Source organism: Betaproteobacteria bacterium (genome assembly GCA_016194905.1).
Lineage (GTDB): Bacteria > Pseudomonadota > Gammaproteobacteria > Burkholderiales > JACQAP01 > JACQAP01.
Map to the genome: position 1 here is coordinate 46427 of JACQAP010000019.1, position 15773 is coordinate 62199.

The 15773-nt window shown below is 61.4% G+C and carries 15 protein-coding genes; 9 read left to right on the top strand and 6 right to left on the bottom strand.

Going from position 1 to position 15773, the window contains the following annotated elements; all coding sequences use genetic code 11:
* The first annotated feature begins 29 nt into the window (after positions 1-29).
* The 9 genes from HY067_11625 (at position 30) to HY067_11665 (ending at position 9510) form a co-directional block, all read left to right on the top strand.
* Entirely contained in the window at positions 30-1331 is a 1302-nt protein-coding gene (locus HY067_11625) for an aminopeptidase P N-terminal domain-containing protein (protein MBI3528605.1), read from the top strand.
* Between the two features lie 55 nt (positions 1332-1386).
* On the top strand, positions 1387-2553 hold the full coding sequence (locus tag HY067_11630) for an FAD-dependent monooxygenase (GenBank protein MBI3528606.1): 1167 nt from the start codon (positions 1387-1389) through the stop codon (positions 2551-2553).
* Positions 2554-2629: 76 nt separating this feature from the next.
* The gene (gene dusB, locus HY067_11635) at positions 2630-3637 is read left to right on the top strand and encodes a tRNA dihydrouridine synthase DusB (GenBank protein MBI3528607.1); all 1008 of its coding nucleotides are present in this window, start codon (positions 2630-2632) and stop codon (positions 3635-3637) included.
* Positions 3634-3870 (top strand): Fis family transcriptional regulator, encoded by a 237-nt coding sequence (locus HY067_11640; protein ID MBI3528608.1) that lies wholly within the window; start codon positions 3634-3636, stop codon positions 3868-3870. Before dusB ends, HY067_11640 begins: the two co-directional genes overlap by 4 nt.
* A 69-nt stretch (positions 3871-3939) precedes the next feature.
* Complete coding sequence (gene purH, locus HY067_11645; GenBank protein ID MBI3528609.1) at positions 3940-5499, top strand: bifunctional phosphoribosylaminoimidazolecarboxamide formyltransferase/IMP cyclohydrolase; 1560 nt, start codon at positions 3940-3942, stop codon at positions 5497-5499.
* Positions 5500-5556: 57 nt separating this feature from the next.
* Positions 5557-6840 (top strand): phosphoribosylamine--glycine ligase, encoded by a 1284-nt coding sequence (purD, locus tag HY067_11650; protein ID MBI3528610.1) that lies wholly within the window; start codon positions 5557-5559, stop codon positions 6838-6840.
* Positions 6841-6844: 4 nt separating this feature from the next.
* The gene (gene hemF / locus HY067_11655; protein ID MBI3528611.1) at positions 6845-7741 is read left to right on the top strand and encodes an oxygen-dependent coproporphyrinogen oxidase; all 897 of its coding nucleotides are present in this window, start codon (positions 6845-6847) and stop codon (positions 7739-7741) included.
* Positions 7742-7841: 100 nt separating this feature from the next.
* Complete coding sequence (locus HY067_11660) at positions 7842-8126, top strand: ACT domain-containing protein (GenBank protein MBI3528612.1); 285 nt, start codon at positions 7842-7844, stop codon at positions 8124-8126.
* 13 nt (positions 8127-8139) lie between these two features.
* Positions 8140-9510, top strand: a complete 1371-nt coding sequence (locus HY067_11665) for a PFL family protein (GenBank protein MBI3528613.1) — start codon at positions 8140-8142, stop codon at positions 9508-9510.
* 6 nt (positions 9511-9516) lie between these two features.
* Here the strand turns inward: HY067_11665 and HY067_11670 are convergent, their stop codons facing one another.
* The 6 genes from HY067_11670 to HY067_11695 all read right to left on the bottom strand — a co-directional run bounded on the left by HY067_11670 (position 9517) and on the right by HY067_11695 (position 15688).
* Positions 9517-10806 (bottom strand): FAD-binding oxidoreductase, encoded by a 1290-nt coding sequence (locus tag HY067_11670; GenBank protein MBI3528614.1) that lies wholly within the window; start codon positions 10804-10806, stop codon positions 9517-9519.
* A 65-nt stretch (positions 10807-10871) separates the two neighbouring features.
* Positions 10872-12092 carry a class I SAM-dependent methyltransferase gene (locus HY067_11675; GenBank protein MBI3528615.1) on the bottom strand — a complete coding sequence of 407 codons (1221 nt, stop codon included), beginning with the start codon at positions 12090-12092 and terminating at the stop codon, positions 10872-10874.
* Between the two features lie 34 nt (positions 12093-12126).
* Entirely contained in the window at positions 12127-12837 is a 711-nt protein-coding gene (locus HY067_11680) for an ABC transporter ATP-binding protein (GenBank protein ID MBI3528616.1), read from the bottom strand.
* Positions 12834-13607 (bottom strand): ABC transporter ATP-binding protein, encoded by a 774-nt coding sequence (locus HY067_11685; protein MBI3528617.1) that lies wholly within the window; start codon positions 13605-13607, stop codon positions 12834-12836. The genes HY067_11680 and HY067_11685 overlap by 4 nt, the downstream gene beginning before the upstream one ends.
* Positions 13607-14698 (bottom strand): ABC transporter ATP-binding protein, encoded by a 1092-nt coding sequence (locus tag HY067_11690; GenBank protein ID MBI3528618.1) that lies wholly within the window; start codon positions 14696-14698, stop codon positions 13607-13609. Before HY067_11690 ends, HY067_11685 begins: the two co-directional genes overlap by 1 nt.
* Before the next feature lie 3 nt (positions 14699-14701).
* Positions 14702-15688 (bottom strand): branched-chain amino acid ABC transporter permease, encoded by a 987-nt coding sequence (locus tag HY067_11695; GenBank protein ID MBI3528619.1) that lies wholly within the window; start codon positions 15686-15688, stop codon positions 14702-14704.
* Positions 15689-15773: the final 85 nt, after the last annotated feature.

The following is a 15773-nucleotide window of genomic DNA, read 5'->3' on the forward strand; positions in this document are numbered from 1 at the left end:
TCGAGCACTGCATCCTTGGATTCCCTTACGTGATCGATCCCGCCCTGTATGCCCGTCGCCGCACCCGGTTCGCCGCACTGATGGAGGACGGCGTCGCGGTAGTACGCACCGCGCCGGAGCGGCTGCGCAATCGCGATTCCTCTTATCCGTTTCGCTTCGACAGCTATTTCCACTACCTCACCGGCTTTCCCGAACCAGAAGCGGTGCTGGTGCTTTTCGCCGGAAAGAACCCGAAAAGCATCTTGTTCTGCCGCGAGAAGGACGTCGAGCGCGAGATCTGGGATGGCTTTCGCTATGGCCCCGAGAAGGCGCAACAAGCTTTCGGCTTGGACGAGGCGCACCCGATCGCCAGGCTCGATGAGCAGTTGCCGCAACTGCTCGCCAACCAATCCACCGTTTTCTGCGATGTCGGCGCGGACCCGGATTGGGACCGCCAGGTGATCGGATGGATCAACAGGGTGCGCGCGCAAGTCAGAACCGGCGTGGGTGCGCCGGGTGAGATTCGCGATGTCCGCCGCTTCCTCGACGACATGCGCCTGATCAAGGACGAACAGGAAATCGGCATCATGCGGCGGGCTGCTGTTATTTCGTCGGAAGCGCATCGCCGGGCCATGCGTGCGGCCCGTCCCGGGTTGCGCGAATATGAACTGGAAGCCGAATTGATTCACGAATTTCGCCGGCAGGGTGCACAGGCGCCGGCCTACACGCCGATCGTAGCCGGCGGAGCGAACTCCTGCGTGCTGCACTACGTGCAGAACGATGCAGTGCTCAAGGACGGCGAAGTGGTGTTGATCGACGCGGGATGCGAACTCGACGGCTATGCTTCGGACATTACGCGTACTTTTCCGGTGAGCGGCAGGTTCTCCGGGCCGCAACGCGATATCTACCAACTCGTGCTGTCGGCCCAGGCTGCGGCCATAGCGCAGGTAAAGCCCGGCAATGAATGGGAAGCGCCGCACGATGCGGCAGTGAAGGTGCTGGCGCAGGGCATGGTAGACCTCGGACTATGCAAAGGCAGCACGGACAGCGTAATCGAGTCCGGCGACTACCGGCGCTTCTATATGCACCGCACCGGACACTGGCTGGGCATGGATGTCCATGATGCCGGCGATTACAAGCGCAATGGCGCGTGGCTCGCGCTCAAGCCGGGCATGGTGCTGACGGTCGAGCCGGGCTGCTACGTGCGGCCCGCCGAAGGCGTTCCGGAAAAATTCTGGAACATCGGCGTACGCATCGAGGACGATGCGCTGGTGACCGACTCCGGCTGCGAGATCATCACCGCGGCGGCCCCGAAGAATATCGACGACATCGAAGTACTGATGCGCAACTGAGCCCGCAACGCTTCATGTCCATTCTTCGACTCGTTGCACCCGCACGACGCTAGTCTTGAGCGCGCGCCCTTACGACGTCGTGATCGTCGGTGGCGGACCGACAGGTGCCGCACTGGCGATCGCGCTGCAGGGCAGCGGACTGACCGTGTTGGTGCTCGAAGCGCGGCCCGACGCGGGCAATAGCAACGATGCGCGCACCCTGGCCATGTCTTATGGCAGCCGTCTGATTCTCGAACGTCTCGGCATCTGGTCGCTGATAGAGCCCGTCACGCCGATCGAATCGATCCATGTCTCCCAGCGCGGCGGTTTTGGCCGCACGCTGCTGAGCGCCGACGAAGCGGGACTGCCTGCGCTGGGCTATGTCGTGCGCTATGCCCGATTGCAGCAGGCTTTCGGCAAAGCGATCGGGTCGGAGCACACGACATTGATGGCCGGTGCCGAAGTCTTCGGCATGGACTCCACAGCCGAGGCCGTCTGCATCGGGTATCGCTCGCAGGGAATCATGCAATCGGCGGCAGCGCGCCTGCTGGTCATTGCCGACGGCGGTGCCAGCGCCGGATTGCGCGCTGGTGCGGCCGTGAAGATACGCGAGTATGGTCAAGATGCCGTCGTCGGCCTGGTCGAAACTGCGCGACCGCATGAGCGCAAGGCTTACGAGCGTTTCACGCCGGACGGCCCGATTGCGTTGCTGCCGTTCGAAAACCGTTACGCGCTTGTGTGGACCGCGACGCCTGAAACTGCGAATGGACTGATGGAGTTTCCGGCCACCGGTTTCCTGGACAAATTGCAGCGGCATTTCGGCGATCGCGCCGGGCGCTTCATTTCCATAGAAGCACGTGCACGCTTTCCGCTGATACTGCGCTACGCCGCCGATCCGGTTTTGCCACGCGCCGTTATGCTCGGCAATGCCGCGCAGGCACTACACCCGATTGCCGGTCAGGGATTCAACCTGGGTTTGCGCGATGCATGGGAACTCGGCGAAACTTTGCTGCTGCACGCGGCGCGCGATCCCGGGTCGGACGAGTGTCTGTCGAGTTATCGAACCACGCGCCGCCCGGATCGTCAGCGAGGCATCGCGCTAACCCATTCGCTGGTCAAGATTTTCTCCAATGATTTTGCGCCGCTGCGAGCCACGCGTGGAGCCGCACTGGCGTTGCTCGAGCTCGTTCCGCCAGCCAAACGCGCATTCATGCAGCGCATGATCTTCGGCGCATCGCGATAACAAGCGCCGTTTCGCATTCTCCATTCAGCATCCTTTGCGCTAGAATGGCGGTCCACTTTTTCGCCCCGGCACCGAAATGCAGATCGGTCCGCACATCCTCAGGAACAATCTGATCGTCGCACCCATGGCCGGGGTGACCGATCGGCCATTCCGGCAATTGTGCAAGGCGATGGGGGCCGGCATGGCGGTATCGGAAATGCTTTCGTCGAATGCGCAACTCTGGAATACGGCGAAATCCCGGCGGCGCGCCGATCATCAGGGCGAAGTCGATCCCATTTCGGTGCAGATTGCCGGTGCCGATCCGGCGGCGATGGCTGAAGCAGCACGTTACAACGCGGATCGTGGGGCGCAGATCATCGACATCAACATGGGCTGCCCGGCCAAGAAGGTTTGCAACGTCGCGGCCGGATCAGCACTGCTGCAGAACGAGCCGCTGGTCGGCCGGATTCTCGATGCCGTTGTAGCGGCGGTCAGCATCCCGGTCACACTGAAAATCCGCACCGGCTGGAATCCGCAGAACCGCAATGCCGCGCGCGTGGCGGAGATCGCGCAATCCGCCGGAATCAAGGCATTATCGATTCACGGTCGCACACGCGCCTGCGCTTTCATCGGTGATGCGGAATACGACACCATCGCCGATGTGAAGTCGCGTGTCGGCATTCCCGTCATCGCCAATGGCGACATCGATTCCCCGGAAAAAGCTCGCGATGTGCTGCGCCACACTGGTGCCGACGCGCTCATGATCGGCCGCGCAGCGCAGGGCCGGCCGTGGATTTTTCGCGAGATCCAGCACTATCTTATGAACGGCTGTCACCTTCCCGCGCCGCAAATCACGGAAATCCGCGACGTGCTGGTACAGCATTTGCGTGATCTCTACGCGCTCTACGGGGAACAGGGTGGCGTTCGGGTCTCGCGCAAGCATATCGGCTGGTATGTCAGGGGACTTGCCGGTGCTTTCGAATTCCGCCAGACCATGAACAGGCTGGAAACCGCGCGACAGCAACTCGCTGCCGTGGAAATCTATCTTGCCGGACTGGCAGCCCGTGGAGATCGCCTGACCTATATCGAGGAACTCGCGGCATGATCAACGAAAACGAAATCGCCCGCTGCGTGCGCAAGGCAATGGATGGCTACTTCAAGGATCTGGACGGCGAACGGCCTTGCGCCATTTACGACATGGTGATGAATTCGGTCGAGAAGCCGCTGCTGGAAATCGTGCTGCACCGGGTCTCCGGCAACCAGACGCAGGCGGCGCAGTTGCTGGGCATGAACCGCAACACGCTGCGCAAGAAAATGAAGGATTACGGCATCAAGTAGAACGCCGATGCCTCACCACACTTCCGCCCGTTCGTTGCCGACGGGCGGTTTATTTTTGGAACGCGTTCGATGAACAAACGACAAGCCCTGATCAGTGTGTCCGATAAAAGCGGTGCTGCGGAACTCGCCCGCGTCCTGCACGCTTCCGGCATCGGCATCCTGTCTACCGGTGGAACCGCCAAGCTGCTGCGCGAGGCGGGCGTTCCGGTCGTCGAAATCGGCGACTACACCGGTTTCCCGGAAATGCTTGACGGCCGCGTGAAGACGCTGCATCCGAAAGTGCACGCCGGCATCCTCGCGCGTCGCGATCTGGCCGCACATATGCAGGCCATGACCCGCGCGAACATTCCGACCATCGATCTGGTGATCGTCAATCTCTATCCGTTCGTGCAGACGATATCCAAAGCCGGCTGCACGCTGGAAGAAGCGATCGAGAACATCGACATCGGCGGCCCGACGATGGTGCGTGCGGCGGCGAAAAACTGGCAACATGTGGTGATCGTCACGGATCCCGCCGACTATCCTGCGCTCATTGCCGAAATGCAGTCGGCCAACGGCGCGATTAGCGTCGAGACCCGTTATCGCCTGGCCAGGAAGGCCTTTTCGCACACCGCGGCCTACGACGGTGCAATCAGCGACTATCTGACCGCCACTGACATTAACGGCGCACGTAATGCATTTCCCGAACAGATCAACATGAGCTTCGCCAAGATCCAGGATTTGCGCTACGGCGAGAATCCTCATCAGCAGGCGGCGTTCTACCGTGACCTGAATCCGGTATCGGGCGCACTCAGCAACTACCGGCAATTGCAGGGCAAGGAACTGTCCTACAACAACATTGCCGACGCGGATGCTGCGTGGGAATGCGTGAAGACGTTCGAACAACCGGCCTGCGTCATCATCAAGCACGCCAATCCTTGCGGCGTTGCCGTCGCCGAGGGTACGGCGCAAGCGTATCGCCGCGCGTTCAAAACCGACCCGACTTCCGCGTTCGGGGGCATCATCGCCTTCAATCGCGAGATCGATCTGGAAACGGCCGAAGCGGTGTCGCAACAATTCATGGAAGTCCTGATTGCGCCACGCATCGCCGCGGATGCCGCGGCGGCGCTCGCCAAAAAAACCAATGTGCGGGTCCTCGAGGTGCCGATCGAGAACGGTGCGAACCTGTATGACAGCAAACGCATCGGCGGCGGCCTGCTGGTGCAGACATCCGACGCGATGAACGTCCAGATTTCAGATATGCGGTTCGTGACCAAGAAACAACCCACTCCACGGCAACTGTCGGACCTGTTGTTTGCCTGGAGAGTGGCGAAATTCGTCAAGTCTAACGCCATCGTATTCTGCGGGGACGGCATGACACTCGGCGTGGGGGCAGGACAGATGAGCCGTGTGGACAGCGCGCGCATCGCATCGATCAAGGCGGAGAATGCCGGACTGTCGCTCGAGGGTTCGGTGGTCGCTTCCGACGCCTTCTTTCCTTTCCGCGACGGGGTCGACGTGGTGGCGAAGGCGGGCGCAGCCGCAATCATCCAGCCCGGCGGCAGTGTGCGTGATGATGAAGTGGTCGCTGCCGCCGACGAATACGGCATTGCCATGGCCCTTACCGGCGTGCGCCATTTTCGCCATTGAAATGATATTGTCTTATCCCTCGTCCCTCCTCACTCGTCTTTCGTCCCTATCGTTTTTATGAACCTTCTCGTCATCGGCAACGGCGGTCGCGAGCATGCGCTGGCCTGGCGGCTGGCACAATCGCCACGCATTGGTCGCATATACGTCGCGCCGGGAAATGCCGGTACCGCACGTGAAGACGGATTGTTCAACCTGCCGCTAACGGCGATTCCCGACCTGGTCGATTTCGCCCGCAAGGAATCGATCGCGCTCACCGTGGTCGGCCCGGAGGCGCCGCTGTCGGCCGGCATCGTCGATGCGTTTCGCGTCGCGGGGCTTAGGATCTTCGGACCCACGCGCGCGGCAGCACAGCTCGAAGCCTCGAAGGATTTCGCCAAGGCCTTCATGATGAGGCACGGCATTCCGACAGCTGCGTATGCGACCTTCACCGATGCAAAGACGGCTCACGATTACGTCGCGAAACAGGGTGCGCCGATCGTTATCAAGGCCGATGGACTGGCCGCAGGCAAAGGTGTGGTGGTGGCGATGACGCTGGAGGAAGCGCATGCCGCGATCGACATGATGCTGGTCGACAACAAGATGGGGGCAGCCGGCGCGCGTGTCGTCGTCGAGGAGTTCCTGGGCGGCGAAGAGGCGAGCTTTATCGTCATGGTCGACGGCAAGCACGTGCTGCCTCTTGCTTCCAGTCAGGACCACAAGCGCCTGCAGGATGGAGACAAAGGCCCGAACACGGGCGGCATGGGCGCCTACTCGCCGGCACCCGTTCTGACACCGGCCATCCATGCCCGTGTGATGCGTGAAGTGATCCAGCCGGTGATTCACGGCATGGAAAAGGAGGGCAACCCTTATACCGGGTTTCTCTATGCCGGCCTGATGATCCGACCAGATGGCACGACCAGGACGCTTGAATTCAACTGTCGCATGGGCGATCCGGAAACCCAGCCGATCATGATGCGGCTGAAGAGCGATTTGTTCACCCTGGTCGAACATGCTGTCAATGGCACCCTCGACACCGTCGACGCCGAGTGGGATCGCCGCGTCGCCCTCGGCGCCGTCATGGCTGCCCAGGGTTATCCGGAGGACCCTCGCAAAGGCGACGAGATCACCGGCCTGCCGCGCGATGGGGAAGACTTTCATGTCTTTCACGCCGGGACTTCGCTCCGCGACGGCAAAGTGCTGACAAGCGGCGGACGCGTATTGTGTGTGACTGCACTCGGCGATACTGTGCGCGTGGCAAAACGCCGGGCTTATGAAGTCGCCGAGGGCATCCACTTTGCCGGAAGCCAGATGCGTCGTGACATCGGCTTTCGTGCAATTGGTGCGAAAAGGAGCACGTTGTAACGCTATGGGCAGCCAGATCGTCAAAGATTATCTGGAAGGTCTGCAAGGGTGGATCGTCGGCAGGCTCGAAGCGCTCGACGGCAACAGTTTCCGCCGGGACGAGTGGACCCGTCCGGAAGGCGGCGGCGGGATCAGCTGCCTGATCGAGGACGGCGGCGTATTCGAGCGCGGCGGGATCAATTTCTCCCATGTAACCGGCAACGCGCTGCCGGCATCGGCCACTGCAACCCGGCCCGATCTCGCCGGCCGTTCGTTCCAGGCCATGGGGCTATCCCTGGTCCTGCATCCGCGCAATCCGTACGTACCGACGGTGCACATGAACGTGCGCTTCTTCGTGGCCGAACAGCCTGGCGCCGAGGCCGTGTCGTGGTTCGGTGGTGGCATGGATCTGACGCCTTACTACGGCTTCGAGGAAGATGCCGTGCATTTTCACCGCACCTGTCGCGATGCCCTGGAACCGTTCGGGGCGGGAACGCATGGCAAGTTCAAGAAATGGTGCGACGAATATTTCTATCTCAAGCATCGCAGGGAGCCGCGCGGCGTCGGCGGCATCTTCTTCGATGACCTGTCGGAACCCGATTTCGATACCTGCTTCGCGCTGGTCCGCAGCGTAGGCGATCACCTGATAGACGCTTATGTGCCGATCGTCGAGCGCCGCAAGGATCTGCCTTTCGGCGAAGTCGAGCGCGATTTCCAGGCCTACCGGCGCGGCCGCTACGTTGAATTCAACCTGGTCTATGATCGCGGCACGCTGTTCGGCCTGCAGTCCGGCGGTCGCACGGAATCCATCCTCATGTCGCTGCCGCCGGTCGTGAAATGGCGTTACGACTGGAAGCCCGAGTCCGGTACGCCCGAAGCCAGACTCTATACCGAATTCCTGACCGCGCGCGACTGGGTGTGACGCCACGCCGACGGACTGGCGCAGCCGCGGTTTTTGCGGCAATATCCTGTCGCCATCGCGGCCGTCCTGCGATGGTCGCGACTCCCGTCAGGCCGCATTCATGTCCAGGCATTCCCATCGCATCATTGTCACCGTTATCGGCCGGGACCGCGTCGGCATCATCGCCAATGTTTCCGCGGTCCTGGCCCAGGCCGGTGCCAATATCCTCGACATTTCGCAGTCCGTCATGGACGAATTCTTCGTCATGATCATGATGGTGGACGTCGAGCACGCCGGCATTTCCTTCGGCGAGCTCAAATCCAAACTCAACGCCAAGGGCGAGGAAATGGGACTCAGGATCGACGCCCAGCACGAAGACGTGTTCAAGTTCATGTATCGCATCTGACGCGATTTCCAACATGGGCGTCAGCCACTACTCCCCGCAGGAGATCGTCGAAACCATCCGCATGGTGCAGATGGAGAATCTCGATATTCGCACCATCACCATGGGCATCAGCCTGCGCGACTGTGCCCATCCTGATCTTGCCGTCGCGGCAACAAAAGCCTACGACAAGATCTGCCGGCTGGCCGAGAGACTGGTCCGCGCCGGCGAAGAAATCGCCGCGGAATACGGCATCCCCGTCATCAACAAGCGCATCTCCGTGACGCCGATCGCGCTGATCGCTGAGAGCTCCGCCGCGGACTCCTACGTGCTGATGGCCGAATATCTCGACCGCGCAGCAAAGCAGGTCGGCGTGAATTTCCTCGGCGGCTTTTCCGCGCTGGTGCAGAAGGGCATGACCCGCGGCGACACGGCGCTGATCGCCTCTATTCCGGAAGCACTCGCCGTCACCGATCGCGTCTGCGCTTCGGTCAACGTCGGCACCACCAAAGCCGGCATCAACATGGACGCGGTGGCGTTGATGGGGCGAACCATCGTCGAAACCGCCCGTCTGAGCGCGTCGCGGGACGGCCTGGGTTGCGCCAGGCTCGTAGTGTTCTGCAATGCGGTGGATGACAACCCTTTCATGGCCGGTGCCTTCCATGGTATCGGCGAACCGGAATGCGTGATCAATGTCGGCGTGTCGGGCCCGGGCGCCGTATTGCGGGCGATCGAGAAAGAAGGCCAGACCGATTTCGGGATGCTGGCCACGACAATCAAGCGCACGGCCTTCAAGATCACCCGCATGGGCGAACTGGTGGGCAGGGCGGCCTCGGAAAAACTCGGCGTACCTTTCGGCATCGTCGACCTGTCGCTCGCGCCGACCCCTGCGCAGGGCGATTCGGTGGCGCGGATTCTCGAGGCGATGGGCCTGGAGCGCGTCGGTACGCATGGTTCGACGGCTGCGCTGGCGCTGCTGAACGACGCAGTCAAAAAAGGCGGGGCGATGGCATCGAGCTACGTGGGTGGATTGTCCGGCGCATTCATTCCGGTTTCCGAAGACATCGGCATGATAGAGGCCGCAAGCATGGGTGCCCTGACCTTCGACAAGCTCGAGGCCATGACCTGCGTATGCTCCGTCGGCCTGGACATGATCGCCATTCCGGGCGACACCCCTGCGGAAACGATTGCCGCAATCATCGCCGACGAGGCCGCCATCGGCATGATCAACCGCAAGACCACCGCCGTACGCATCATTCCCGCACCGGGAAAGAAAGAAGGCGATATGGTTGAATTCGGCGGCTTGCTGGGGCGCGCACCGGTCATGGCTGTGCATCGCGAATCGAGCCATGACTTCATCCGTCGCGGCGGACGCATTCCAGCACCGCTGCAGGCGCTCAACAACTAAAGAGGATTATTTGCGCAGTACGCACTTGTCGTACAGGTCGTGCAGGCGGCCGTGCGGGTCGTACCTGGACTTCAACCGCCGGTAGGCGGCCCCGCCATAGATGCCATCGAATTTCTCGCGCGAGTAGTAGCTGTCCGAGTACAAGGACTTGATGCCGCCGAGTTCCGCCACCTTGCGTTCGATGAGCCTGTTGAAATGCCCCGCAAGTTGCGACTTCTTCGATTTCACGACATCCCAGAATCCGAAATTCACGTAGGTTGTCGGTGGACTCAGCGGATACAGGGGATACTGTGCCCGCGCATCCGGGCTGCGGATCGGACAGATCCATATCGGCAGGATACCGATCTCGCGTTGGAAGAAATCCAGGAATTCGGCCGCTCGCTCGATCGGAATGTCGACGTCCTGAATGACCGACTCTCGGTGCACGCCGAACAGGGCGCCGAGGCGTTGCGTGAGTTTCCACCGGCTGTTCCAGCGCATCACCCTGGTATAGGTGCGCGAGTTGAGGCGCGGCTTGCCGGCCAACCGGCGGACCAGCGGATTCTGCATACCGAAATTCTTCGAACACCAGAACCAGTCAGTATCCCAGCGCCAGAGGAAATCGTGCGCGGTGAGATAGTCCGACTCCTTATCCCGAATGGAACGGTAGTAGATGTGCTCGAAAGTGTAGTCGCTGACGAAAGGCGCATCGTCGACGAATGTTCCCGTGGTCAGATAAAAATCTTCGGGGCCGAATACGACGCCGTCGACGAAGTCGGCGCCGGAATCGCAAATCACCTGCAGGCCGCGGAAGTACTCGGACGGATCCCGGAAGTGGGAGTGCCCGATCCGCACGAACTTCTTCACGGGAATCGTCCTGGTACGCACCCGCAACGCGTAGCCCAACGTGCCGTAGGAGTTCGGAAACCCGAAAAACAGTTCGCGGTGTTCGTTCTGCGGCGTACATAGATAGATCTTGCCGTCGCCGGCAAGAATGTCCATTTCGAGAACGCCCTGGTGCACCAGTCCCTGGCGGAAGGACGTTGCCTCGATACCGACACCGGCCACCGCACCGCCGAGCGTGATCGTTTTCAGCTGCGGCACCACGGCCGGCATCGTGCCGCACGCCAGCGTGGACAGCACCAGTGTCTCGTAGGATGTCATGCCTTCCGCGTCCGCCCACCCGGATTGCGGATCGACTTGCAGGACATGATTGAAATCGTGCACGTCGAGCCGCGGCTTGCTTGCACGAACGCGGTCGCGGAACAGGTTGGAGTTCTTTTTCCTGAGCGTGACCTGCCCGGTGGCGGCGTGCATCTGTTGCGCCAGTCTTTCCCGGCGGGCCGCGTACGTGTCCGCTTTCCGCGCTTTCGAAGCCAACGCTAGGGCCGCTCGTAGAGGAAGCCGCGGCTCATCGGGTAGGTGTCCTTGGTGACGTTGCCTTTGCTGAATACGATCTGGAACAGGTGCGTCCTTCCCGCGGGGGAGCGAAACATTTCCGCGCAGGAAATGAGGTAAGTCCGCCACACACGCCGGAACTTCTCGTCGAACCGACCGGGGTCAAGCGCACGGATATGCTCCCAGTTGCGATCGAAGCGTTCCGCCCAGGCATCCAGCGTCGGGGCATAGTGGCGTCGCAGGTTCTCGATGTCCACGATTTCCAGCCCGCAACGCTCCATCTCCGCAATAGTCTGGGCAAGACTCGGAATCCAGCCGCCGGGAAATACGTGCTTGCGGATGTAGAGCTCGGTATCGCGCACGCCGACGTGACCGATGAAATGCAGCAGCCCCATGCCGCCCGGCTTGAGGAAATCGGCGTGCGCCTTCACGACCTCAGCGAGCTGGTCGCGTCCGGCATGTTCGAGCACACCGATCGATACCACTTTGTCGTACTGCCGGTCTACTTCGCGGAAATCGGCGAGCCTGACCTGCATCTTTGCGTCGAACCCGCGACGGCGGATTTCGTCCTCCACCGCGGTTACCTGCTCCGGCGTGGTGTTCAGGCCATGGGGGATTGCACCGTAGCGTTCATGCGCATGGAACATGAACCCGCCGAAGCCGCAGCCGATATCGATCACGCTTTCGCCCCGGGAGAGCTTGATCTTGCGACAGACGTAATCGACCTTGCTGACCTGGGCTTCATCGATGGTCGTCGTACCTTCCTTCCAGTAACCGCAGGTGTACATCATCAGCGGGGTATCGAGCCAGTAGCGATAGAACTCGGTACCGATGGCATAGTGAAATCTGGCATTGGCCCTGGCCTGGGCAATGCTGCGATTGGAAAAGCGCAGCTCGTGCCAGCGATTGCGCAGACCGATCAACGCATTCGGGTCACGCTCGAATCCGCTCTCGAACGCGACCTGGAATGCCGTGCCGAGGTCACCGTCGACATCGACGTCACCATCGAAGTGGGCCTCCATGAGCCCGATGTGGCCGAACAGCAGAATGCGCCACTGCGCACGGGGACGCCGGATGATGATGGTGAATGCCGGCGCACCCTCCCGGTTCTGGTATTCCGAGCCGTCTGCGAAGTGCAAACGAAAACAGGTTTCGATACTGTTTCCGAGCGCCGACAGCCTGTCTCGAACCAATCCGTTGAGCATGTCCGACCCCGCGTTGAAAAACAGAAGAAGGCTTTCACTCGCCCAGGTAGGCTTTTCTGACGAGCGGATTGTCGAGCAATGCCCGCGCACCATCGGCCAGCGTGATCACGCCGCTTTCCATCACGTAGCCGCGATGGCTCGCCTCCAGTGCCAGCTTGGCGTTCTGCTCGACCAGCAATACCGTGACGCCTTCCTTTGACACCATACGTACTGTATCGAAAATTTTCTCGACCATCAGCGGCGCCAGGCCCATGCTCGGCTCATCGAGCAGCAGCAGTTTGGGCCGGCACATCAGCGCCCGGCCGATCGCCAGCATCTGCTGCTCGCCTCCGGACAAGGTGCCGCCGGTCTGATTGCGTCGTTCCGCGAGCCGCGGAAAGAGCGCGTAAATGCGCTCCATATCCACACGTATCCCGGCCTTGTCGTTGCGTATATACGCACCCATCTGCAGATTTTCGCGCACCGTCAGCCGCCCGAATATGCCGCGGCCTTCGGGGACGAGCGCCAGTCCGCGTTCGACCAGTTGATAGGCGGATAGGTTACCCACGTTCTCGCCACGCAACTTCACCACCCCATTGTGATGCAACAATCCGCAAATCGCCTTCAGCGTGGTGGTCTTGCCGGCGCCGTTGGCGCCGATCAGCGCTACCATTTCGCCTTCGCCGACGGTGAGGTCGATACCCTTGACTGCGTTGATCCCGCCATACGCGACTTTCAGCGCCTTCACGTCGAGCAGCGCGGTCACGGCAGCGCTCCGCCGAGATAGGCGCGGATGACTTCGGGATCTTTCTGCACCAGCGCCGGCTCGCCTTCGGCGATCTTCCTCCCGTAATCGAGAACGGCGACGCGGTCGCAAAGGCCCATTACCAGCTTGACATCGTGCTCGATCAGCAAAATGGTTACGCCATCGCCGCGAATTTTTTCCAGGAGCCGGCGCAATTCCGCCGTTTCCGTCGCGTTCATTCCCGCCGCCGGCTCGTCGAGTGCCAGCAGCTTCGGTTCCGTGGCAAGCGCTCGCGCGATTTCCAGCCGGCGCTGATCGCCGTAGGAGAGGTTCCGGGATAGCACGCTGGCGTGTTGGCCAATGCCGACATAGCCAAGCAGCTCCCTGGAACGGCGGCGGATGGCAACTTCTTCGTCGCGCGCGCGGCGCGTGCGCAGGATCGCGCCGATCGCGCCCGCATGCGTACGCACATGCCGTCCGACCATCACGTTTTCGATTGCCGTCATGTTGCCGAACAGGCGGATGTTCTGGAAAGTCCGCGCGATGCCGGATTCGGCGACTCGATAAGGTTTTAGACCGACCAGACTCGCGCCGTCGAATTCGAACTGACCGCGGTCCGGCACATAGAGCCCGGTCAGCACATTGAACAGCGTGGTCTTGCCGGCGCCATTCGGTCCGATCAAGCCATAGATTTCCCGGTGGTTGATGGTCAGCGAGACATCGGCGAGCGCCGTCAGCCCGCCGAAGCGCTTTTCGATGTGACGGATCTCGAGCAGTACTGCGGCTGGCATCAGCTTGGGTCCGTCTCCGCGAATTCGCGCTTGCGTCGCTTCGAAGGCCAGAGCCCCGCCGGTCGGTAGAGCATCATGAGTACCAGCGCCAGTCCGAACAGGAGCATGCGGATGACTTCCGGCTCGATCAGCAGGCGGCCGAACACCGCTTTCTGCGCCGGCTCCACCGTGTAGCGCAGGATCTCCGGCACAAAAGACAGCAGGATCGCGCCGAGCACCACCCCCCAGATATTGCCCATTCCACCGAGTACGACCATGGAGAGCACCATGATGGATTCGACGAAGACGAAGCTCTCCGGACTGATGAAACCCTGGGTCGCCGCAAAGATTCCACCCGCAAGACCGCCGAAGCCGGCGCCCATTGCGAATGCCAGCAGCTTTACGTTGCGCGTGTTGATTCCCATCGCCTGCGCAGCGACCTCGTCTTCGCGGATCGCAACCCAGGCGCGTCCGACGCGGGAATTCTGCAGGCGCAGATTGACGATGATCGCCAGGACCAGCACGGCCAATAGAAAATAGTAATACTTGATCGGCCCGCTGAAGGCGAGACCCAGCAGGCTGTCGGTACGGCTGAAATCCACTTTCCCGATCCTGAACGGATCGATGAGCGTGACGCCCTGGGGACCGTTCGTGATATTGATCGGTTGCGAAAGATTATTCAGGAAGATGCGCACGATTTCGCCGAATCCGAGCGTAACGATCGCCAGGTAGTCTCCGCGCAATTTGAGCGTCGGTGCACCCAGCAGCACGCCGAACACGCAGGCCACTGCAGCACCGATCGGCAGAATGACCCAGAGCGGCAGATGCAATCCAAAGTGAGGCGAAGCCAGCAGGGCGTAGCAATACGCGCCGACAGCATAGAACGCGATGTAGCCGAGATCGAGCAGGCCGGCAAAGCCGACCACAATGTTCAGCCCGAGTGAAAGCAGCGCGAACAGGATCGCGAGATTCGTGATGCGCACCCACGCCGTGCCCACCGACGCGAGTGCGAACGGCAGTATGAACAGGGTTACTACGATGAGCGCAACGCCCAGCCACGGCGCGGCGCGGTGCGAGCGCAGTCGTTCGAGACGTTCGGTCAAGTTCGTCATGCGTCAGGCCCGGTCGGAGACCCGCTCGCCCAGCAGTCCCGAGGGCCGGAATACCAGCACGGCAATCAGGACCATGAACGCGAAGACGTCCTGATAGTTGCTGCCGAACAGCACGAAGTGGTTGTCCTGCGCACAACGCGCGGCGAGCGCGTCGGAGATTCCCGACAGGTGGCACAAGTCCATGATCTCGCCGATGTAGCCCGCGCCGAGCGCCTCGACCACGCCAAGGAGCACGCCGCCGAGCATGGCACCCGCGAGGTTGCCGATGCCGCCGAGCACGGCGGCGGAAAACGCCTTCAGGCCGAGCTGCGCGCCCATGGTGTAGTGCGCAATGCCGTAGTAAGTCCCAACCATGACACCGGCGACCGCACCGAGTCCGGCACCGATGACGAAGGTGGCCGAGATCACGCGATTCACATTGATGCCCATCAATCCGGCGACCTGCGGATTCTCGGAGGTTGCGCGCATGGCGACACCAAGACGCGTGCGAAATACCAGCAGCGTGAGACCGGCCATCATCAGGAACGAGCCGAGGATGATTGCGATCTGCACCGCGCTGATATGCGCACCGGCAAGCTCGAATACCGGATTGTCGATGATCTGCGGGAAGCCCAGCGGATTGCGGCTCCAGATGATCATGGCAACTTGCTGCAGGATGATCGAGATGCCGATCGCCGTAATCAGCGGCGCGAGCCGCGGTGCGCCGCGCAGCGGTCGATAAGCGATGCGCTCCATGGTGAAGCCGACCGCCATGCAGACCGGTACGGCACAGAGCACACCGGCAAACACGATCGCCAGCGGCGGCAGCACGGTGCCGGCGAGGGCGGCGATCACCGAAAGCGAAACCATGGCGCCCACCATCACGACTTCTCCATGGGCGAAATTGATCAGCTGAACGATCCCGTAAACCATTGTGTATCCCAGCGCGACGATGGCATACACGCTGCCCAGAGTTAGGCCGTTGACGAGTTGCTGAAGGAAGATATCCAAGGTCGGCCGGGCCGTAGTCAGTCAGGCCGTAGTCAGTCAGGCTGTGGTCCGTCAGCCTGTAGTCCGACAACTGCTAGCAAGTTCC